Raw genomic sequence first — 17,092 nt, forward strand, 5'->3', positions numbered from 1 at the left:
ATTAATGAATTTAAGACAAATTACCATTGAAGATCAACTTGAATTAAAGAAGGTTTATTTTGACTCAATACAGTCATTAGATGAAACTATATATACTCAAGAACAAAAAAGGGCTTGGTCAAGCCAAGCTTGGAATAATCTAAATTTTGATAAGTCAATAAATCAAGGAAAAGGATGGCTATTTAGTAAGGAAGGCGAAATTATCGCTTTTGCAATAAGGTACCCCATTAATAGAATTTCTTTATTTTACTGTAAAGGTAAATTTCAGAGAAAAGGCTACGGTTCTCAGTTACTTCAGAAAATAGAAGATGAAGCTAAGAAAGAAGGTTTGGATTATCTTTCAACGGAAGCAAGCATGATAAGTTATCAATTATTTCTTAAGAATGAATGGGAAATTATTCGTAAAGAAAAAATAATTATAAATAACATTTTTTTTGAAAGATATAAAATGATTAAGATTATAAGATTGGATTATTAAATGTCTAAAAAAAGCAAGGGGATAATACTAATTCAAAGAATATTAGTTTGGACTTTATATTTTTTTGCCGGGTTTATCCTTTATTCAAAAGAAGGTTCTCTATATCCTTTTTTAATTACTTTTTCGAGAATTATTTATCCATTATCTATTTTCTGGCTACAAATAAGAATAAAGAAAAGAACAAATTTCTTACCTATTGATTCAACAATGACAACTTCACATTTGTGGTTTAATTTATTACCCGTTATTGCATCTTTAATTACAGTAATTTTATCCCTAACAAATATTTTCTTATATATCTTAGGAAAATTATTTAACTTTTAAATAGATTATTCTCTGATTGTTTTGAAAATTTTTTTTATAAAAACATAATGTAAAGAAATTTGCCTTTTAATCAAATTTGTATAAATTTTAATTAGTGATATTTAAAATCATGAAAAATATTTTACTAAAGGGAAATATTAATTTTGATAATGAAGAAAAAGAAATAAACGATTATGAATCATTCTCTTTGAAAATCACTGATAGTTTATATAAAAAAGATATTGGTAAATTTCTAGAGACTATTTCTTCTCACTTTATTTAGGTAAAGATATTACTTTTCTAATCTTCAAATTCAGACAGTCTGATAAATAAATAAGTTTTTGAAGGATAATAGGAAATAATATTTTAAATTATCCAATGCAACTATTTCTTGCTGACTGCCAATTCCCAGATATTGAGAATCAAGTTAAGGCCTATCAATTATTTGTTGAAACATGGGAAAATGGAGAAATGGCAAAATCAGATAAAACAGACAAATTTGAGATGTTATTTAGAGTTCATGCGCCAGGAGAGGGGAGGGTAGTTTGCTTATGTAAGGCATATAGTGATAAAGAAATATTTGAGCATTTTGCCCCATGGAGAGCGAAATTCGGCATTCATATGGAATTTACGCCCGTAATAAGTTGTCAAAATGTTGTTGATTACCATAAAGATTTGTTCAAAACTTTAGGGTAATAAGCTTAAATCTAAACTTCATCGTGATTAAACCTTTTCCCAATCTTCTTCTTAAAAGAAAAGAAAAAAATTCAACTTCCTCAAAAAGTACGCCTAAGAAAGAAGAAAACGTTAAATCCAAGCCATTAATAATTTTTGGTTTTATCATCTCTTTAACATCTATCTTTTTACTCTTATTAACCATTAACAATAAATTTGGATGATTATTAAGTAATTTGAACCATTACTTGGTAACAAATATGTTCTATTATTAATTTAAAATAACTTTCTATATGGCATTTAACGAAGGAGGAATGGCATCAGGACTTCTAATTATTGCAGTATCAATAGTTTTTGCTGCAGGTTTTGGTTTTTTAATATTGCACTTTGTTCCTGGGACCCCATTTTAAGTAATCCAATTAGATTAAATTCACTAAAATAATCTAAACATTTATAGTTTCTAAATCCTGCATTTGATTATCACCATTATTAAATTTCTTCTTTGTTCTAAAAGCATAAAATAAAGATCCTAAAGCGATAGAACTAGAGGCTAACATTCCTGCTATAAGTATCAAAGCAAAAAGTCCTCCTATTAGACCACCTTTCAATCTAAGCAAGTTTGATTTTATTAGAAGAATTGATAGAAAAATAATAGTAGCTTTAAGAGAAGAAATTTTCAAAAAAGTGAGTGGATAAAAAGGATTTAACAACATTTCTTTATCAGAATATAATTATGATCTATTCTAAAAATAAATTATTAAAATCGCATAAAAAAAGACTCTAATGAGTCTTTTTAAATCTAAATTTAATTTGATGATTTATGCATCAGGATCAAAATTCTTAAGATTTGGTCCTGCGACAAGACCAACAAGGCCAAATAGGACTAAAGAACCAATCCCGAAGCCTGCTGCCCAAGGATTGAAACCACCTAAAGCAAAAGAAGCTAATAAATGCATGATTTTAAAAACATAATATCTCCGAGTAAGCATACAGATTTTTGTGAAAAATATACCTATATTGAGACATTTCTTTGTAATTATGAATATCTTCTTGGTAAATCCCTTTAGTAAGCATCCACAAAATATTTATTGTTTATTTTATTATCTAAGGATAACTACCATTTTGCTGGTGTACTTTAAGACAATTAACACTGTTTTTCCCAATGACTGCAAACTATACCTTTATTTATGATGGAGAATGTCCCTTTTGCAATCATTTTGCAGAGCTCCTAGAAATTAAAAGCAAAATAACTAATATTAAAATTCTTGATGGTCGTAAAAATATACCACTAATTAACTCCCTAATAGATAAAGGTTATGACTTGGATAAAGGTGCTATTCTCCTTAAAAATAATGAGATCTTTCATGGGGCAGAAGCAATAAATACAATCTGTAAACAGATAAATAATCCTTCAAGTAGTTTACTTTTATTGCTTTCTAAAGTATTTAAATCAACCAAACGAACAAAGGTATTATTTCCGTTACTTGTTAGAGCAAGAAGATTTGCATTAATATCAAAAGGTGTGCCAACATCTCTAGTTTGAAAAATAAATAATTTCTTAAAAATTAATAACATATTTATAAGCTTCTGTATAAATAAATGATAATTTATTATTTATTAGCTAAAACTATAAAATAACAAGGAATAATTAATGATAGAAAACTTCAACCCCTTTATTTCATTAGGCGGAAATAACCAGAAAGTTAATCATATGGCTGAGGCTGCACTTGAAATGAATTTAACATGCAATGATTTAAAGAAAGATTTAAATTTAACGGATGGAGATGTAGTTGATATGTTGCAACTTGTTATGGATAGGTTTAAAAATAGTAATTAAGTTAAATCGTTATAAATAAATCATTATATTTCTAAATTTTTAATGAAAACAATACAAATTGAGTTTTCAAAATATGAATCAGTTAATTTTTTATGGTCTGAATTAATAGAGGATTACGGATTCGATAAGGCTAAAAAAATAGTTTCTCAAGCTATAGACTTGCAAAAAATGAATGGCAAGAAAAATAACACCATGCCTATCATATTTTCTGGAACAGGAGGATTAGCTCTTATACCCATACAAATGCTAGAAAAAGAGGATCTTAAAATTAGTTGTAAAGAAAATCAAGTTTTAATATTTAATCTAAAAAGAAAGTCATTTCAAATATTAAATGAAGCAAACTAATCGATCTTAGCAACTTCTCGATAAAGCTAAAATTACTCTATAGTTTGATAAATAATCTTGTCATAATGACTTTTGAAGCGACCTACCTCGGATCAAATGGTTGGTTTATTAAATTCAAGCGAAACAATGTAATAATTGATCCATGGCTTATGGGAGATTTAATATTTCCCCCAGGAGAATGGTTTTTCAAAGGATCATTAGAAAAAGAAATTTCAATAGATAAAGACATAGATATCATTTTGTTAACCCAAGGCTTACCTGACCACTGTCATATTCCTACATTAGAAATGTTTAGAAAGGACATTCCCATAATCTGCCCAAGAAGTGCTAATGAAATATTAGAAAAAATTGGTTTTAGTTCAATTAAAATTCTAAAGCCAACTGAAAAAACTCATCAATTTACTTTAAGTTTTGAAGCCACTGCTGGGGCTCCAGTACCACAGATAGAAAACGGATATATTGTTAGAGACGATGAAGATAACAGTTTTTATATAGAACCTCATGGTTATCTTGATGAAAATTTAGACAAACAAAATCTTGATGCAGTTATTACTCCCACAAAAAATTTAGAATTACCCATAGTAGGTTCTTTTGTAAAAGGTGCAGATGTAATACCTAAATTGATAAACAAATTTAATCCGAAATATATACTTTCAAGTACAGTTGGTGGAGATGCAAAGTATTCAGGTTTTTTAAATAAATTTATTTCAGTAAAGGAATATAAAGAAAAATTAAATTGTAATCTTATAGATTTAGAGAGTATGCAATCTATTATGATTTAAATTGATCCAAAGAAATTATCAATTTTCTAAATTGGAATCAATGTAATTTAAATTTAAAAAGGAGTCTATAAAATTCATTCAATTTTTTTTACATCAATAATTTTATTAGTTTTAAATACTAATTATTTATGTGATAATTCAAATCTTGATCTTGTTATTAGAAATAATATGAATGGTGAATTTACAATAATTAATAAGATATCTGAAATAAAACCAGGAGCATTTATAAATATTAATTGGAATAAAAAAAAGCTTATGCTCCCATACTCTCTAAGGAAAGATTACATTTCATTTACAGATAAAAAATGGGACTGGAGGTACCAATTTAATAAGGACGGATCGCCAAATATTAATAATCCTTCTTTATACGAACTACTTCCTTCTGGGGAAATTAAAACACATTTTTGTGAGTCAGAAGATATTAAGTAAACTTATATTCAAGCAAGTTATCTTAATTTTTTCAATATCTAAAAGCTGTATTAAAGATGAACAACCTAAAAAAACAAAAGGAAATATCAAGATATGTAAAAATTGAAGACTATAAAGTATTTGATTATGAAATACCTGAAGTTTTTCTGGATTTCGTAATTGAGAAAAATGCAGTTAATGTTACGACAGAACTTAAATTAGTAAAAAGAAACAAAAATACCAAAAACCTTATTCTTAATGGTACTGATATATTAATTAAAAAAATATATATAGATGACTCTCTTTTAGAAGAGAAATACTATACACAGGAAAAAAATGAGTTAAAAATTAAACATATAGATAAAAATAATGTTTCATTAAAAATTGAAGGAATAATTAAACCAAAGGAAAATTCATCTCTTTTAGGAATGTATGAGAGCAATGGAATTATAACTACACAATGCGAGGCAGAAGGATTTAGAAGGATAAGTTACCACTCTGATAGGCCTGATATTCTAAGCAAATACACTGTAAGGATTGAGGCAGACAAGAATGATTATCCTGTCATTCTTTCAAATGGGAACGTAGTAAAAAAAAATAATCTTACAGATAATCGACATGAAATAATTTGGGAAGACCCATATCCGAAACCATCCTATCTATTCGCTTTGGTGGCAGGGAAACTTAATTGTGTAAAAGACTATTTCATAACGAAATCGAATAAAAAAGTGACAATAAATATATATGTTGAGGATGGCGATGAAAAATATGTTCAACATGCAATAAGTTCTTTAAAGAAAGCGATGAGATGGGACGAGGATAAATATAACCTTGAATACGATTTATCATTATTCAATATTGTTGCGGTAAGGCACTTTAATATGGGAGCCATGGAAAATAAAAGTCTCAATATTTTTAATTCAAAACTTATACTCGCTGATTCTGAGACTACAACTGATGAAGAATTAGAAAGGATAGAGGGAGTGATCGCTCATGAATACTTCCATAACTGGACGGGGAATAGAGTGACATGTAGGGATTGGTTTCAATTATCTCTAAAAGAGGGTTTAACAGTATTCAGAGATCAACAATTTACTGCTGACCTTCATAATCATGAAATAAAGAGACTTGAGGATGCAGAATTTCTTAGAAGAAATCAATTTAGGGAGGATTCCGGCCCAACATCACACCCTGTAATGCCAGAAAAATATCAAGAAATAGACAATTTCTATACGACCACAATATATGAAAAAGGTTCTGAAATAATTCGAATGCTTAGCAATCTTTCAAAAGGCAAAACTTTTTATAAAGGATTTAGTAATTACATATCAACTTATGATGGCAAGGCAGCAACAATAGACCAATTTGTCGACAAGATATTAGGAAATAATAATGAAATCAATTCTAAACAATTTAAAGTTTGGTACAAGCAAAATGGAACGCCAAAAGTTAAATTAAAAAGAATCTGGGATCAAATAAACAAAAAACTTACAATTCAAGCAACTCAAAGTAATTCCAAAAAAAAGAACCCGTACAATAATTTACCTCTAATAATTCCTATAAATTTAGCTATATTTTGCGGAGAAAATAAAACAATAAAAAAAACATTCGTTCTAAAATCAAAAAAACAGGAATTTATCATTAATAATGTTAGATCTCATTTACAAATACCTTTAGTTACTTATTTCCGAGAATTTTCATCTCCAGTTGAGTGGGAATCAGATACAACTTTGGATGAAAAATTTCTAATTCTAAAATTTGAAACAGATTACTTTACTATATCTAATACTGTAAAAGAATTTTATAAAAATATAATTTTATGCAGATTAAAAGAAAAACCAGATTATAAATTTGAAAGCAAATTAATAAACACATTAATATCATTTATTAAAAATAAAGATATTAATTTATCACTTTTATCAGAATTACTAAGTATTCCGAATTTCGCTGAAATTGAATCAGAAACAGAAAAAATAGACCCTTTAAAAATATATAAAACTATTGACGAATTAAATTATTTATTCGGTACCAAATTAAAAAAAGAATTATATTTTAAACTACAAGAAATAGAGAAAAATCTGTATAAAATGTGGCCAGAAGGAAAACATGAAAGAAAGTTAATAGAAACTATTTGGAAACTACTCTTACACAGTAACGATGAGGACATTAAAAGTAAAATAGTTAATTACATCGATAGTAATTCAATGACACTAGCAAAAGCTGCATTGAATTCATTTAGTAGGATTAATTGCCCAGAGAGAGAAATTATATCTAATATATTCTTTAATAAATGGAGAGATAATGGCGTTGTATTGGATAGTTGGTTCTCATTCAATGCATCTTTAGAAACTGATGAAAAAACAAAAAATATAGAAAAATTATTTGAAAATAAGTTTTTTGATTCAAAATCACCAAATACATTAAGAGCGATATTAAACACTTTCGTAACTAGAAATAGTATTTTTCACGCAATGGATGGGTCTGGTTATAGATATATTGCAAAAAAGATAATTGACTTCGATAAATTAAATCCAATCGTAATTTCCCGTTTTGTGAAAGTATTTAGCCGTTACAATTATTATTCAGAACCTTACAAAAGTAATATGATAGAAACCATTAAGCATATTAAGAAAAATAAACTATCAGCAAATACTAAAGAAGTATTAGATGCAATAATGAAGTGATTTCTTGATGATATTTAAGTAAATAAAATAATAAAAATTGTAATTATAAGTAATAAAATAAATCCAAGATGTTTATTAATAAAAATATAATCAAATACATTTTTATTATTATCTTTATTCCACTTTTTATTGACATATTCATTAGTTATAAATTTATTAGGTCTGCCACAATATAAACATGTTGGGGAAGTTATTAAAATTAAATTTTTACATTGGGGGCACTTTTTTTTTTCCATAATTTTATCTTACTGAATAAAATTGAAACCAGAATCAAAAAATAAAATAAGTAATTTAATTTAATTTAATTTAATTTAATTTATATTTATTAAATTTTGAATAATTAAATATCATTGCAAAAACAAATTTGATAAAAACTATTTAAAAAAATTCAATATAATAAAAAATTAGTATTTGGTCTGAAATGTTTGCTATTGCCCTTGGAATGTCCCCTATCGAAAAAATAACTGTTGCAATATCTGCTTCGATTTTTATAGTCGCCTTTACATGGGTCTCAATTAAGGGGGATTTAAGAAAACTGGCTAATGAACTAATTGAAGATAATGAAAATAACCAGGATAATTAAAAAAAATTTTTTAACCTAGTTTGCATGCAAACTAGGATAATCGATAATATGCCTAATTTCTCTAAGAGAAGAACCATAGATTTTTTCACCATTAAAGTGAACACCAATCCATTTTTCCTTTTGATTTAAAAAATTACTTTTACTAGTATCCCCCTGGAGATAATCTTTATTATCCCAATTTAAAGCTATATCCCAACCTTTATAATTTTCTATCATTTAGAAAGAGAGAACATACTCAAATAATACTCAGAGAAACAGAGAACAAAAACAAAGGAAATAAGTATTTTTTTCGTTATTTTTATTTAATATTTATTTATTTGGAGCTGACTTTTATTCTAAGAGCAGCTTCATCAGCATTTTGTCTTGCTAAATTAATATCTTTATTTGTTGCGAGAACAACTCCCATTCTTCTGCCTTTTCTAGAAACTTGCTTCCCAAATATAAGTACTTTAGTGTTTTCGAACTCTAGTGCTTCATTAAGACCTTTATAAATAGGATTAAGATACTCTTGATCTGAAAGTATAACTCTTGTTGCTGAAGGTTCTATTAGATTTATATGTGGAATTGGTAAATTTAAAAATGCCCTTAAGTGTAATTCAAATTCATTAATGTTTTGACTAACTAATGTGACCATACCAGTATCATGAGGTCTTGGAGATAATTCTGAAAATATAACCTCATTTCCTTTAACAAAAAACTCTACTCCGTATAATCCTGACCCATTTAAGTTATTCAATATTGTGGTCGTCATTTTTTTGGCTTCAGTTATTAAAGACTCATTGATCTCTATAGGCTGCCAACTGCATTGATAGTCTCCATTAGATTGAACATGTCCAATTGGTAAACAAAAAATATTTTCACCACTTTCCTTTCTTACAGTTAAAAGAGTAAACTCAAAATCAAAATTAATAAATTCTTCAATAATTACACCTTTAACCTTGCCCCTGGAATTTGCTTGTGCCTGTTCCCAAGCAATTTGTAAATCATTTTTTGTTTCTACCAAGCTTTGTCCCTTACCAGATGAGCTCATTAAAGGCTTAAGTAAAAGTGGGAATCCAATTTTATCTGCTTTTCTCTCAAGATCATCAAATTCAAAAATATAATCAAAGTTTGCAGTTTTTATTTTTAAATCTTTAGAAGCTAAGTCTCTAATTTTGTCTCTATTCATTGTTATTTCTACAGTTCTGGCGTTTGGGACAATATTGAATCCTTCATCCTCTAGTTCTTTTAAGGCTTCAATTGAAAGTGCCTCAATTTCTGGGACAATATAGTCAGGCATAAATTCTTTTATAACATTTTTTAATATATTTTTATCTCCCATATCAATTACTCTTGAATAATCAGCGACTTGCATTGCGGGTGCTTCTTCATATCGATCAATTGCAACAACTTCTAACCCTAATCTTTTGGATTCTATTACTAATTCTTTCCCAAGCTCGCCACTTCCAAGTAATAAAATTCTTTTTTTAGAAAAAAATGGATCTTTCATATTCATAAAATTTATTCATCATTACCAGAAGGTTGTGAAGATGAATCATCTGAATTTTTTTTATCTTTAGAAAAACTAAATAAAAATTTTCTAGTAAACCAATTTTGACTTCGCATACTTTTAGTAATTGACGTTGAAATTGATACTAAAAAAAAGGCTCCAATAATTGCCCAAATAATTCTTTCTAAAGCAATTGCAGGCGAGAAACCTTGACCGGAATTAATAATTTCAGTAAGTGGATCTAAAGGGTCCAAATTTAAACTAATTATTATTATTAATTATAAAGGGTTAAAGAAGTGAAAAATTAAAACTTACAAAAGAAATATCCTAAATCCATTGAACAATTTAAACACAAAAAACGTTTTACAATGTTATCTTCAAGATGTAATTTTTCTAAGACATGCAAGTTGACGTACAAAATACTACTGTTCTATCAGCAGATGGATCATCTATAAAACTTGGTGAATACTCTGGGGAAGTGATTTTAGTGGTTAACGTTGCTAGTTATTGCGGAAATACTGCACAGTATGAGGATCTTCAAAAGCTTTATGATTTATATTCAAGCAAAGGGCTAAGAATACTTGCATTTCCCTGCAATGATTTTGGAAAACAAGAACCAGATTCTATACCAGTAATAAAAGATTTTTGCACCACAAAATATGGCGTTAAATTTGAAATCTATGAAAAAGTTCATGCTAAAGGCAATACTACGGAACCATACACAACCCTTAACAAAGTTGAACCTGCGGGGGACGTTGAATGGAATTTCGAGAAGTTTCTAATAGGGAAAGATAGTAAAGTAATTGCAAGATTCAAACCAGGCGTTAAACCGTTTGACGAAAACTTAATAGCAGCTATTGAAGTAGCGTTAGATTCATAAAATCTTCTTATAATTCAAACTAAAATACTAAAAATTAAGAACCTTTATATTGAATTTAAAAAATAAAAATCTTTTCCCAAAATGCATAATTTTGTGATTTAACTTTGCCTAATATTCTTCAATTTAATTTAAATTCTTATTTATTATCAGAATTAACTTCTACGTCTATTATTTCATCTTTAACTGCTCTTTTTTTTGGTTTATCTGACTTTACTTCTACGTCTATTATTTCATCTTTAACTGCTCTTTTTTTTGGTTTATCTGACTTTATTTCTGCCTCTATTGTTTCTTCCTTAACTTCACTTTCTTCTGCTTCCTCTGACTTTATTTCTGCCTCTATTGTTTCTTCCTTAACTTCACTTTCTTCTGCTTCCTCTGACTTTATTTCTGGCTCTATTGTTTCTTCCTTAACTTCGCTTTCTTCTGCTTCCTCTGACTTTATTTCTACCTTTATTGTTTCTTCCTTAACTTCACTTTCTTCTGCTTCCTCTGATTTTACTTTTGAAATTTCTAAAGTTTGATTTTCTTCTTTAGTTAAAAGGAATTTTAAAAATTTTTTAAATAATAATATACCTTTTTCAATTCTTTTTGTACCTAAAATTGAGAGCAAAACGACTAAAATTATGAATATTGCAGGAGAATTCAAACCTAATAGTTTCATAAAATTTCATATTCTATTTATATTTTAGTACATACCAAAAATTTAACCTAATTATTCTCAAAAGTTGGTAGATAGAGTTCCCTATTTGATGCAATTAAACCCTCTTCTTTAAAAAAAATCTCTAAGTCTTTTAAATCATTTATATCTACAAATTCACCGCAATTATCTAATATATTTTTATTAGTAAAATTCCATAAATCCTCCAAATATTCGTCATCATCTGGAAATGCTACGAATTTTAAATATGTATTATTCAAAGCATATTCACTGGCAAAATCAGAATCAAATCCTTCCCTCTTAGCATCACAAAAAACTTTAGCAAATCTTTTACCTACAGAAGTTTGAGCACTCGACAAATCTAAATTACCTTGGATAGCTTTTACATTTATTGGTGCAATAAAAATAATTATTGGAAGAATAATAGATAATAATATAAACAAGAAACTCCTTTTTCAATTTCAGTTCAATATAAACTAGCAAAAAAAGTAATCAATTAGGCCTATTTAACTAAAAGCACTTATTATAAAATCAAACAATAAAATCTACTTAATATCGGAATTTATAATAAAAAAAGATAAAATAAATTTAAAATTATATGTCTTCAAATATAAAGCTAAAAGGAAGGGGCGTTAACAGGATAATTAAGAGTAAGGTTATGCTATCCCCATTAGCAGGTGTTACAGATAACATTTTTAGACGACTTGTACGTAAATGGGCTCCAAACTCTTTACTTTTTACAGAAATGATAAATGCCACAAGTCTTAAAAAAGGATTTGGAACACAAAAAATCAATCAAATAGATTTAGAAGAAGGTCCTATTGGAGTACAAATATTTGATAATAGGCCATATGCTGTTTCTGAAGCCGCTAAAAAAGCAGAGGACTCTGGAGCTTTCTTAATTGATATAAATATGGGATGTCCAGTAAAAAAAATCGCAAAGAAAGGTGGAGGCAGTGCCTTAATTAAAGACCGAAAACTTGCTATAGAATTAGTCAAAAATGCTGTAAAAGCTGTTAGTGTTCCAGTAACAGTAAAAACACGACTCGGATGGGATAATAAAGAAGAAAATATAGACGATTTCTTATTTAAGCTTCAAGATGCGGGAGCAACGATGATCACACTACATGGAAGAACTAGAAAACAGGGTTTTTCAGGCAGGTCAGATTGGGAAATGATCGGGAGACTTAAAAAGTTGTTAGAAATTCCAGTAATTGCTAATGGAGATATCAAAAATCCAGATGACGCTCTTAATTGTTTAAAAAAAACAAATGCTGATGGTGTAATGATTGGGAGAGGAATTTTAGGATCCCCATGGAAAATAGGAGAAATAGATTATGCAATTAGAGAAAATAAAAATTTTCAAGAGCCAAACGCAGAAGAAAAACTATATTTAATTATTGAGCATCTTGATGAATTAATAAAAGAAAAAGGAGATCACGGCTTGCTTATTGCTAGGAAACATATCTCATGGACATGCAAAGACTTTAAAGGAGCATCAAATTTGAGAAATAACTTGGTTAGAGCTGTTGATAAAAATGAAGTTAAAAATTTAATAAATAAAATGATTAAAACTTTGAATAATGAAAAAAATACATTAGCTTAAAGCAAATTTATTCTTTAAATGAAAATTATTAGTAAAGAAACAAGTAAAAGAGTTTGTAGTCACATGAATAATGATCACATTGATTCGGTTCACAAATATCTTATTCATTATGGGAAGATATCAAGATTTGAGAATGCTTATATGGAAGAAATTAATAACCGTTATATAAAAATCAATTACGATGGACATTCTGCAATTATCAATTTTAAAAATGAAATATCTGAAGAAGAAATTCATTCAACTTTAGTATCTATGATTAAAGAGATTAAATAATAAAATATTTATAGAAAAAAATCTAATTTTTATTTTCATAGTAATCAGTTATGTTTTTACATTCTTCAAATGAAAGCATGCTTAATCTAGATGTGGCTTTTATTTTTAGAATTGCACAAACAGCTAATATATCGTTGCTATCAACATTAAGTGCTTCAGAAAGCTCTAGAACCCTAAGACCTTTCATTAGTATTAAAAAAATCTTTTTCTAAATTATCAATAACCTTGAAATCAATGGGCTGCATTTTTCCCTAAACCTGCAACGAATGGAAAAGTTTGTTCATCACCAAAAATATCTTCTGCTGAAGAATTAGAAATATTAGTTTTTTTATTATCAGGCTTAATTTCTTCAATTTCATTAGAAATAGTCTCTTTAATGTTATTTTCAATTTCTTTTGCTAATAAATTATTCGTATTAGAAAATATTGAAAAAACTAGTACACATAAAAACAAAATAATTCTTTTCATAAAAAAAATTTATCTAATACTATTGTCATATGCCAATAATGTTATTTAGAAAAACTAGATGATTTTAAAACAAATCTAAATAAATCAAAATAAAAAATATTTATCTTCCCAACTTATTTCTATTTTTAAATCTAATTAAAAAATAAAGACCTAATAACAAAAGAATTGCCAAGGAGTACTGATTAAGAAAAACATAAACTACATAGACAAGAAATGGGAATAAGCACGCCCTCTTGAAATTTAATTTCTGTTCCTTTGACATATTTTTCCAATTTAAATATTCTTCCCATTGAAAAATCTTCTTCATTTTTCTACTTCTATTATTACGATTAAACATAACTTTATAAATATAGTTTTGATGATTCTTATGTTAATAAACAAAATTAATCTACAATAACAAAATAAGTTTTTTCATTGAATAAAAATATTTTTTAAATAAAAGATGCACTCAAAACCAGTTTGGAAAATAGAAAAAATTGTTTTACCTCAACATGCAGATCATGCAGGCGTAATGTGGCACGGTAAATATTTTAATTGGCTTGAAGAAAGCAGAATAAATGCACTTTCAGAAGTAGGTATAAGTTATTTCGAACTAACTAAAAATGGCTTAGATTTACCTTTAATCAATACTTCAATAAAATATAAATCTCCATTAATTCTTGGTGAAAAAATAACAATCGAGAGCGAATTCAATATTGATAAAAGTCCTAGGATTAATGTAATTTCAAAATTTCTTAACAAGAAAAATGAAATCTTAACGATTGCTGAAGTCAATTTAGTCTTAATAAATAAACTGAATTTTTCTATAATAAGAAAAAGGCCAGATTTCCTATCGGAAGCCTTTATTAAATTGAACGGTTGAAATTATTATCCGCCAATTGAACGATTTATTAAATTAATAATTATGAACATATTTCAAGTAATCGATTCTTATCAATATGAAATGGAATCAAGATATCAAGAAAAATCAATGCTTACAAATCTTTTTACAGATCACAAATTCATAGGTTGGTTAGGATTGTTTATAGTATTTTTCTCTATCTTTGCAATTTTTGTTTTTCAATTTCTTGAGTGGGAAAGTAATGACAATAATAAAAGTTAGGAAGATTTAATGCTTATAATTCAACTGAATGATTTAAAAAATGGCTATCTACTTAAAAATAACTAACCCTACAGAGGTTGTAAAAAAAAAGACTTCAAAATGGCTTACAGATATTACTCCTGAAAGAATTGATAGAAAATTGGTCGAGGATGAAGTAATAAAAGGCATTATCGAGCAATTAACATTAGAAGGTATAAAAGGAGAAATATCAGCAATTAATGGGTTTGAAGTAAATGAATCTTCAGTAATAACAAAAAATAATTTTGTTATTAGAAAAACAAAAACTTTTTAGATCGAAAATAAAAAATCTTAATGAAAAATTTTTTAATTTTTATTATTTTTATCATTTTTTCAATTTTTATAATTGTAAGAGATTATCAAATTAAAAAGAAAAAGTTTAAATTAAATAATGCCTTAAATTCCAATTTCTTTATTCAAACAATTAATAATTTAATAGAAGAAAACAAATACAATTTGTTAGAGGAGAGGATCAGATTAAGGGAAATAGATGCTTACGGTAACGAGGATTATAAAAAATGGATTGGCAATCCACCTCTTGATGAAAAATCCATTGAGAAAAATATATTTAATGGATCCAAACGATTTAAAGAGGGCATACCATACTTCTGGGAAAAAGTAATTTTAAAAAAATTTGGAAGTATGGAATTATTTTTCGAAAAGTGGAGATCGTATTGTAAAGAAAATCCTACTATTGATGATGAGATAATTGGATCTATTAGAAAGCTCGAGACTGAAGATTGGTTTGTATTCATAGCAAGTCAAATAGAGAAATCATGCTTAAACCTAATAGAAAAAAACTACTCAAGTAAAAACAAGGAAAACTACAAAAAAGGTATTAGATTTGAAAATCATTGTATGGAAATTCTCAAACAAAATGGCTGGGAAGTAAAAGAAACCCCTAATACAGGAGATCAAGGGGTTGACTTAATTGCTTCAATAAATGATTTGAGAATATGTATTCAATGCAAAGATCATGAAAAAGCTATTGGAAATAAGGCAGTTCAAGAAATTTCAGCTGGTAAATTATTTTGGAAAGGTACACATGCAATAATAGTTTCAAAATCTGGCTTTACAAAGTCTGCTTATCAACTAGCAAAATCAAATAAAGTGGAACTAATCAATGAATATCAATTAAAAGATTTAGAAAAGTTTATTGTTTAAATAGTTTATATCAATTGTGTTAAGCCCTCTTTGTAAAGCAAAAGTGTTGTAAAAATTCCTGAGGCCCACATTAAACCTCTAGCTGTTGGGATATTAAATACATATGCACCAATATATAAAAAACGAAAAATGGGATGAATAAATGCTGCAATTATTGCAATATTAGAGTCAGTTAAAGTAATCAAACATAGAAGACATGCGGGTGCATGTAGGGAAATACTTTCCCAACAATTTTGATGACACCAAACTGCTCTTTTTCCAAAAGAAGGTAATTCATCGAATAAAGCCCTTGGAGCAGTCATATTTTCAACAGAATATCCCGCTTTAACTCTCCCTATAGTTAATGGAATAATTGATAATAAAACAACACCAACTGATAGACAAAGACTCCAGGCAAAAGCTACTTGCATATGATTTAAATAATATTATTAGCTTAATAATTGAAGCTCGTTATCGTGATAAATGAAAAATCATTACCATAGATAAAACTTTGCAAAAAATGCTGTAATTTATATAAATAAAATCATTTATGGATATTTCAAAGATAGTTTTAATTTTTGGCATAAGTTTACTAATATATTTTGCTTTTCTATTTTTAGGATTTTTTCTTAAGAATAAAAATCTAAAGGCCCAGAATCTAAAAAAAGAAGAATAGATTAATAATGCCCCCCAAATTTACTATCTTCTGAATATTTTTATATCTTTTTGGATATATTTCATGGAAATAAAATTTGATCCAAATAATAATAAGGGATATTTGAAATTAAATAAGACCGTTGCTGGTATATGAAAAAATTTTATAAATTTCTTAAAAGTTTTCTATTCATATCACTTTGGCTTATTTTAACCTCATTTTTAACCCAATATTGGAATACCTTTCATTGGGAATATATTTACTTAAACTTCAGAATTATATTTGATAAAGAATTTTGGTTTGTTTTAGAAAAAATTCTTTTAGGATTTGATATTGGTTACTGGTTAGAAGAAGCATTAAAATTCTTAAGTTATGAAATACCTAAAGAATCTTTTAAATATTTTCCAATTTATTTCGTATTAAAGTCTATTTGGATAAAGAATTAATTTATATTTTTAAAGGAGAATATTTTAAAAAAGGACTATTAGAACTACTCCACCTAAGCACCCAAACACCCTGTAAATCATTTCTATCTTTGCTAAAGGAAAAATTATGATCAATTTCAAGTTTTTCGGCAATTGTCTGTATACTCTCTGAATTTGGAGATTTAAGAAGTAAATTTAATAAATCATCTTCGGATTCCATTTAATAATCGCTGAGCAAATAGATAAGGATAAATACTTACCTCCATGTGCTATATTCTAC

Annotated in this window: 30 protein-coding genes; 18 read left to right on the forward strand and 12 right to left on the reverse strand. The window is 27.4% G+C overall.

Annotation, left to right across the window (positions count from 1 at the left end; genetic code table 11):
- Positions 1 to 4 precede the first annotated feature (4 nt).
- From HA144_RS05440 to HA144_RS05455, 4 genes are all read left to right on the forward strand, one after another.
- The gene (locus HA144_RS05440; protein ID WP_209043097.1) at positions 5 to 478 is read left to right on the forward strand and encodes a GNAT family N-acetyltransferase; all 474 of its coding nucleotides are present in this window, start codon (positions 5 to 7) and stop codon (positions 476 to 478) included.
- Positions 479 to 802 carry a hypothetical protein gene (locus HA144_RS05445; protein WP_209043098.1) on the forward strand — a complete coding sequence of 108 codons (324 nt, stop codon included), beginning with the start codon at positions 479 to 481 and terminating at the stop codon, positions 800 to 802. It abuts the gene before it with no gap.
- Positions 803 to 911: 109 nt separating this feature from the next.
- Positions 912 to 1,064, forward strand: a complete 153-nt coding sequence (locus tag HA144_RS05450; protein ID WP_209043099.1) for a hypothetical protein — start codon at positions 912 to 914, stop codon at positions 1,062 to 1,064.
- A gap of 95 nt (positions 1,065 to 1,159) precedes the next feature.
- On the forward strand, positions 1,160 to 1,477 hold the full coding sequence (locus tag HA144_RS05455) for a DUF3303 domain-containing protein (protein WP_209043100.1): 318 nt from the start codon (positions 1,160 to 1,162) through the stop codon (positions 1,475 to 1,477).
- A gap of 422 nt (positions 1,478 to 1,899) precedes the next feature.
- Here HA144_RS05455 and HA144_RS05460 read toward each other — a convergent pair whose 3' ends face one another.
- Entirely contained in the window at positions 1,900 to 2,169 is a 270-nt protein-coding gene (locus HA144_RS05460) for a hypothetical protein (RefSeq protein ID WP_209043101.1), read from the reverse strand.
- Between the two features lie 105 nt (positions 2,170 to 2,274).
- Positions 2,275 to 2,412 carry a hypothetical protein gene (locus HA144_RS05465; protein ID WP_209043102.1) on the reverse strand — a complete coding sequence of 46 codons (138 nt, stop codon included), beginning with the start codon at positions 2,410 to 2,412 and terminating at the stop codon, positions 2,275 to 2,277.
- Positions 2,413 to 2,618: 206 nt separating this feature from the next.
- On the opposite strand from HA144_RS05465, the gene HA144_RS05470 reads away from it, so the two are divergent.
- The 7 genes from HA144_RS05470 (at position 2,619) to HA144_RS05500 (ending at position 8,095) form a co-directional block, all read left to right on the forward strand.
- Positions 2,619 to 2,999 carry a DCC1-like thiol-disulfide oxidoreductase family protein gene (locus HA144_RS05470; RefSeq protein ID WP_209043103.1) on the forward strand — a complete coding sequence of 127 codons (381 nt, stop codon included), beginning with the start codon at positions 2,619 to 2,621 and terminating at the stop codon, positions 2,997 to 2,999.
- Between the two features lie 108 nt (positions 3,000 to 3,107).
- Complete coding sequence (locus HA144_RS05475; protein ID WP_209043104.1) at positions 3,108 to 3,293, forward strand: hypothetical protein; 186 nt, start codon at positions 3,108 to 3,110, stop codon at positions 3,291 to 3,293.
- Between the two features lie 42 nt (positions 3,294 to 3,335).
- Entirely contained in the window at positions 3,336 to 3,638 is a 303-nt protein-coding gene (locus HA144_RS05480) for a hypothetical protein (protein WP_209043105.1), read from the forward strand.
- Between the two features lie 65 nt (positions 3,639 to 3,703).
- Positions 3,704 to 4,420, forward strand: coding sequence for an MBL fold metallo-hydrolase (locus HA144_RS05485; RefSeq protein ID WP_209043106.1), 717 nt, complete (start codon positions 3,704 to 3,706; stop codon positions 4,418 to 4,420).
- 168 nt (positions 4,421 to 4,588) lie between these two features.
- Complete coding sequence (locus tag HA144_RS05490; RefSeq protein WP_209043107.1) at positions 4,589 to 4,849, forward strand: hypothetical protein; 261 nt, start codon at positions 4,589 to 4,591, stop codon at positions 4,847 to 4,849.
- Between the two features lie 56 nt (positions 4,850 to 4,905).
- Positions 4,906 to 7,512 (forward strand): aminopeptidase N, encoded by a 2,607-nt coding sequence (gene pepN, locus HA144_RS05495; RefSeq protein WP_209043108.1) that lies wholly within the window; start codon positions 4,906 to 4,908, stop codon positions 7,510 to 7,512.
- A 421-nt stretch (positions 7,513 to 7,933) separates the two neighbouring features.
- Entirely contained in the window at positions 7,934 to 8,095 is a 162-nt protein-coding gene (locus HA144_RS05500) for a photosystem II reaction centre N prot (RefSeq protein WP_209043109.1), read from the forward strand.
- A 15-nt stretch (positions 8,096 to 8,110) separates the two neighbouring features.
- Here HA144_RS05500 and HA144_RS05505 read toward each other — a convergent pair whose 3' ends face one another.
- The 3 genes from HA144_RS05505 to HA144_RS05515 all read right to left on the reverse strand — a co-directional run bounded on the left by HA144_RS05505 (position 8,111) and on the right by HA144_RS05515 (position 9,838).
- Positions 8,111 to 8,311, reverse strand: coding sequence for a hypothetical protein (locus tag HA144_RS05505; RefSeq protein ID WP_209043110.1), 201 nt, complete (start codon positions 8,309 to 8,311; stop codon positions 8,111 to 8,113).
- Between the two features lie 97 nt (positions 8,312 to 8,408).
- Positions 8,409 to 9,584, reverse strand: a complete 1,176-nt coding sequence (purT, locus tag HA144_RS05510; protein ID WP_209043111.1) for a formate-dependent phosphoribosylglycinamide formyltransferase — start codon at positions 9,582 to 9,584, stop codon at positions 8,409 to 8,411.
- An 11-nt stretch (positions 9,585 to 9,595) separates the two neighbouring features.
- A complete protein-coding gene (locus HA144_RS05515) occupies positions 9,596 to 9,838 on the reverse strand; it encodes a lectin subunit alpha (protein WP_209043112.1) in 243 nt (80 codons plus the stop codon).
- 146 nt (positions 9,839 to 9,984) lie between these two features.
- Here HA144_RS05515 and HA144_RS05520 point away from each other — a divergent pair, with 146 nt between their 5' ends.
- Positions 9,985 to 10,464, forward strand: a complete 480-nt coding sequence (locus tag HA144_RS05520) for a glutathione peroxidase (RefSeq protein ID WP_209043113.1) — start codon at positions 9,985 to 9,987, stop codon at positions 10,462 to 10,464.
- 136 nt (positions 10,465 to 10,600) lie between these two features.
- Here HA144_RS05520 and HA144_RS05525 read toward each other — a convergent pair whose 3' ends face one another.
- Both HA144_RS05525 and HA144_RS05530 read right to left on the reverse strand, forming a co-directional pair.
- Complete coding sequence (locus HA144_RS05525; protein WP_209043114.1) at positions 10,601 to 11,125, reverse strand: cell surface protein; 525 nt, start codon at positions 11,123 to 11,125, stop codon at positions 10,601 to 10,603.
- 47 nt (positions 11,126 to 11,172) lie between these two features.
- Entirely contained in the window at positions 11,173 to 11,565 is a 393-nt protein-coding gene (locus tag HA144_RS05530) for a hypothetical protein (RefSeq protein ID WP_209043115.1), read from the reverse strand.
- Between the two features lie 155 nt (positions 11,566 to 11,720).
- Here HA144_RS05530 and dusB point away from each other — a divergent pair, with 155 nt between their 5' ends.
- Both dusB and HA144_RS05540 read left to right on the forward strand, forming a co-directional pair.
- Positions 11,721 to 12,728: a tRNA dihydrouridine synthase DusB gene (gene dusB, locus HA144_RS05535; RefSeq protein WP_209043116.1), complete on the forward strand. Its 1,008-nt coding sequence runs from the start codon at positions 11,721 to 11,723 to the stop codon at positions 12,726 to 12,728.
- Between the two features lie 18 nt (positions 12,729 to 12,746).
- On the forward strand, positions 12,747 to 13,001 hold the full coding sequence (locus HA144_RS05540) for a DUF2470 domain-containing protein (protein ID WP_209043117.1): 255 nt from the start codon (positions 12,747 to 12,749) through the stop codon (positions 12,999 to 13,001).
- Between the two features lie 22 nt (positions 13,002 to 13,023).
- Here HA144_RS05540 and HA144_RS05545 read toward each other — a convergent pair whose 3' ends face one another.
- The 3 genes from HA144_RS05545 to HA144_RS05555 form a co-directional block, all read right to left on the reverse strand.
- Complete coding sequence (locus HA144_RS05545) at positions 13,024 to 13,188, reverse strand: translation initiation factor IF-2 N-terminal domain-containing protein (protein ID WP_209043118.1); 165 nt, start codon at positions 13,186 to 13,188, stop codon at positions 13,024 to 13,026.
- Positions 13,189 to 13,232: 44 nt separating this feature from the next.
- Positions 13,233 to 13,469, reverse strand: a complete 237-nt coding sequence (locus tag HA144_RS05550; RefSeq protein WP_209043119.1) for a hypothetical protein — start codon at positions 13,467 to 13,469, stop codon at positions 13,233 to 13,235.
- 100 nt (positions 13,470 to 13,569) lie between these two features.
- Complete coding sequence (locus HA144_RS05555) at positions 13,570 to 13,776, reverse strand: hypothetical protein (RefSeq protein ID WP_245152842.1); 207 nt, start codon at positions 13,774 to 13,776, stop codon at positions 13,570 to 13,572.
- Positions 13,777 to 13,911: 135 nt separating this feature from the next.
- Between HA144_RS05555 and HA144_RS05560 the strand changes: the two genes are divergently transcribed.
- From HA144_RS05560 to HA144_RS05575, 4 genes are read left to right on the forward strand one after another with little or no spacing between them, the layout of a single operon-like run.
- Positions 13,912 to 14,331 carry an acyl-CoA thioesterase gene (locus HA144_RS05560; RefSeq protein ID WP_209043121.1) on the forward strand — a complete coding sequence of 140 codons (420 nt, stop codon included), beginning with the start codon at positions 13,912 to 13,914 and terminating at the stop codon, positions 14,329 to 14,331.
- Positions 14,332 to 14,373: 42 nt separating this feature from the next.
- A complete protein-coding gene (locus tag HA144_RS05565) occupies positions 14,374 to 14,571 on the forward strand; it encodes a hypothetical protein (protein ID WP_209043122.1) in 198 nt (65 codons plus the stop codon).
- A gap of 40 nt (positions 14,572 to 14,611) precedes the next feature.
- Positions 14,612 to 14,863, forward strand: coding sequence for a hypothetical protein (locus HA144_RS05570; protein WP_011818540.1), 252 nt, complete (start codon positions 14,612 to 14,614; stop codon positions 14,861 to 14,863).
- Between the two features lie 20 nt (positions 14,864 to 14,883).
- A complete protein-coding gene (locus HA144_RS05575; protein WP_209043123.1) occupies positions 14,884 to 15,753 on the forward strand; it encodes a restriction endonuclease in 870 nt (289 codons plus the stop codon).
- Positions 15,754 to 15,758: 5 nt separating this feature from the next.
- Here HA144_RS05575 and HA144_RS05580 read toward each other — a convergent pair whose 3' ends face one another.
- Both HA144_RS05580 and HA144_RS05585 read right to left on the reverse strand, forming a co-directional pair.
- Entirely contained in the window at positions 15,759 to 16,163 is a 405-nt protein-coding gene (locus HA144_RS05580; RefSeq protein ID WP_209043124.1) for an MAPEG family protein, read from the reverse strand.
- 671 nt (positions 16,164 to 16,834) lie between these two features.
- The gene (locus HA144_RS05585) at positions 16,835 to 17,032 is read right to left on the reverse strand and encodes a hypothetical protein (RefSeq protein ID WP_245152843.1); all 198 of its coding nucleotides are present in this window, start codon (positions 17,030 to 17,032) and stop codon (positions 16,835 to 16,837) included.
- Between the last annotated feature and the right edge of the window lie 60 nt (positions 17,033 to 17,092).

The organism is Prochlorococcus marinus XMU1404, from assembly GCF_017696175.1.
GTDB lineage: Bacteria > Cyanobacteriota > Cyanobacteriia > PCC-6307 > Cyanobiaceae > Prochlorococcus_A > Prochlorococcus_A marinus_X.

Coding starts and splice junctions, on each gene's coding strand:
- HA144_RS05440 (WP_209043097.1), top strand. CDS start 5: ATGAATTTAAGACAAATTACCATTGAAGATCAACTTGAATTAAAGAAG.
- HA144_RS05445 (WP_209043098.1), top strand. CDS start 479: ATGTCTAAAAAAAGCAAGGGGATAATACTAATTCAAAGAATATTAGTT.
- HA144_RS05450 (WP_209043099.1), top strand. CDS start 912: ATGAAAAATATTTTACTAAAGGGAAATATTAATTTTGATAATGAAGAA.
- HA144_RS05455 (WP_209043100.1), top strand. CDS start 1,160: ATGCAACTATTTCTTGCTGACTGCCAATTCCCAGATATTGAGAATCAA.
- HA144_RS05460 (WP_209043101.1), bottom strand. CDS start 2,169: ATGTTGTTAAATCCTTTTTATCCACTCACTTTTTTGAAAATTTCTTCT.
- HA144_RS05465 (WP_209043102.1), bottom strand. CDS start 2,412: ATGCATTTATTAGCTTCTTTTGCTTTAGGTGGTTTCAATCCTTGGGCA.
- HA144_RS05470 (WP_209043103.1), top strand. CDS start 2,619: ATGACTGCAAACTATACCTTTATTTATGATGGAGAATGTCCCTTTTGC.
- HA144_RS05475 (WP_209043104.1), top strand. CDS start 3,108: ATGATAGAAAACTTCAACCCCTTTATTTCATTAGGCGGAAATAACCAG.
- HA144_RS05480 (WP_209043105.1), top strand. CDS start 3,336: ATGAAAACAATACAAATTGAGTTTTCAAAATATGAATCAGTTAATTTT.
- HA144_RS05485 (WP_209043106.1), top strand. CDS start 3,704: ATGACTTTTGAAGCGACCTACCTCGGATCAAATGGTTGGTTTATTAAA.
- HA144_RS05490 (WP_209043107.1), top strand. CDS start 4,589: ATGAATGGTGAATTTACAATAATTAATAAGATATCTGAAATAAAACCA.
- pepN (WP_209043108.1), top strand. CDS start 4,906: ATGAACAACCTAAAAAAACAAAAGGAAATATCAAGATATGTAAAAATT.
- HA144_RS05500 (WP_209043109.1), top strand. CDS start 7,934: ATGTTTGCTATTGCCCTTGGAATGTCCCCTATCGAAAAAATAACTGTT.
- HA144_RS05505 (WP_209043110.1), bottom strand. CDS start 8,311: ATGATAGAAAATTATAAAGGTTGGGATATAGCTTTAAATTGGGATAAT.
- purT (WP_209043111.1), bottom strand. CDS start 9,584: ATGAAAGATCCATTTTTTTCTAAAAAAAGAATTTTATTACTTGGAAGT.
- HA144_RS05520 (WP_209043113.1), top strand. CDS start 9,985: ATGCAAGTTGACGTACAAAATACTACTGTTCTATCAGCAGATGGATCA.
- HA144_RS05525 (WP_209043114.1), bottom strand. CDS start 11,125: ATGAAACTATTAGGTTTGAATTCTCCTGCAATATTCATAATTTTAGTC.
- dusB (WP_209043116.1), top strand. CDS start 11,721: ATGTCTTCAAATATAAAGCTAAAAGGAAGGGGCGTTAACAGGATAATT.
- HA144_RS05540 (WP_209043117.1), top strand. CDS start 12,747: ATGAAAATTATTAGTAAAGAAACAAGTAAAAGAGTTTGTAGTCACATG.
- HA144_RS05545 (WP_209043118.1), bottom strand. CDS start 13,188: ATGAAAGGTCTTAGGGTTCTAGAGCTTTCTGAAGCACTTAATGTTGAT.
- HA144_RS05550 (WP_209043119.1), bottom strand. CDS start 13,469: ATGAAAAGAATTATTTTGTTTTTATGTGTACTAGTTTTTTCAATATTT.
- HA144_RS05555 (WP_245152842.1), bottom strand. CDS start 13,776: ATGAAGAAGATTTTTCAATGGGAAGAATATTTAAATTGGAAAAATATG.
- HA144_RS05560 (WP_209043121.1), top strand. CDS start 13,912: ATGCACTCAAAACCAGTTTGGAAAATAGAAAAAATTGTTTTACCTCAA.
- HA144_RS05565 (WP_209043122.1), top strand. CDS start 14,374: ATGAACATATTTCAAGTAATCGATTCTTATCAATATGAAATGGAATCA.
- HA144_RS05570 (WP_011818540.1), top strand. CDS start 14,612: ATGGCTATCTACTTAAAAATAACTAACCCTACAGAGGTTGTAAAAAAA.
- HA144_RS05575 (WP_209043123.1), top strand. CDS start 14,884: ATGAAAAATTTTTTAATTTTTATTATTTTTATCATTTTTTCAATTTTT.
- HA144_RS05580 (WP_209043124.1), bottom strand. CDS start 16,163: ATGCAAGTAGCTTTTGCCTGGAGTCTTTGTCTATCAGTTGGTGTTGTT.
- HA144_RS05585 (WP_245152843.1), bottom strand. CDS start 17,032: ATGGAATCCGAAGATGATTTATTAAATTTACTTCTTAAATCTCCAAAT.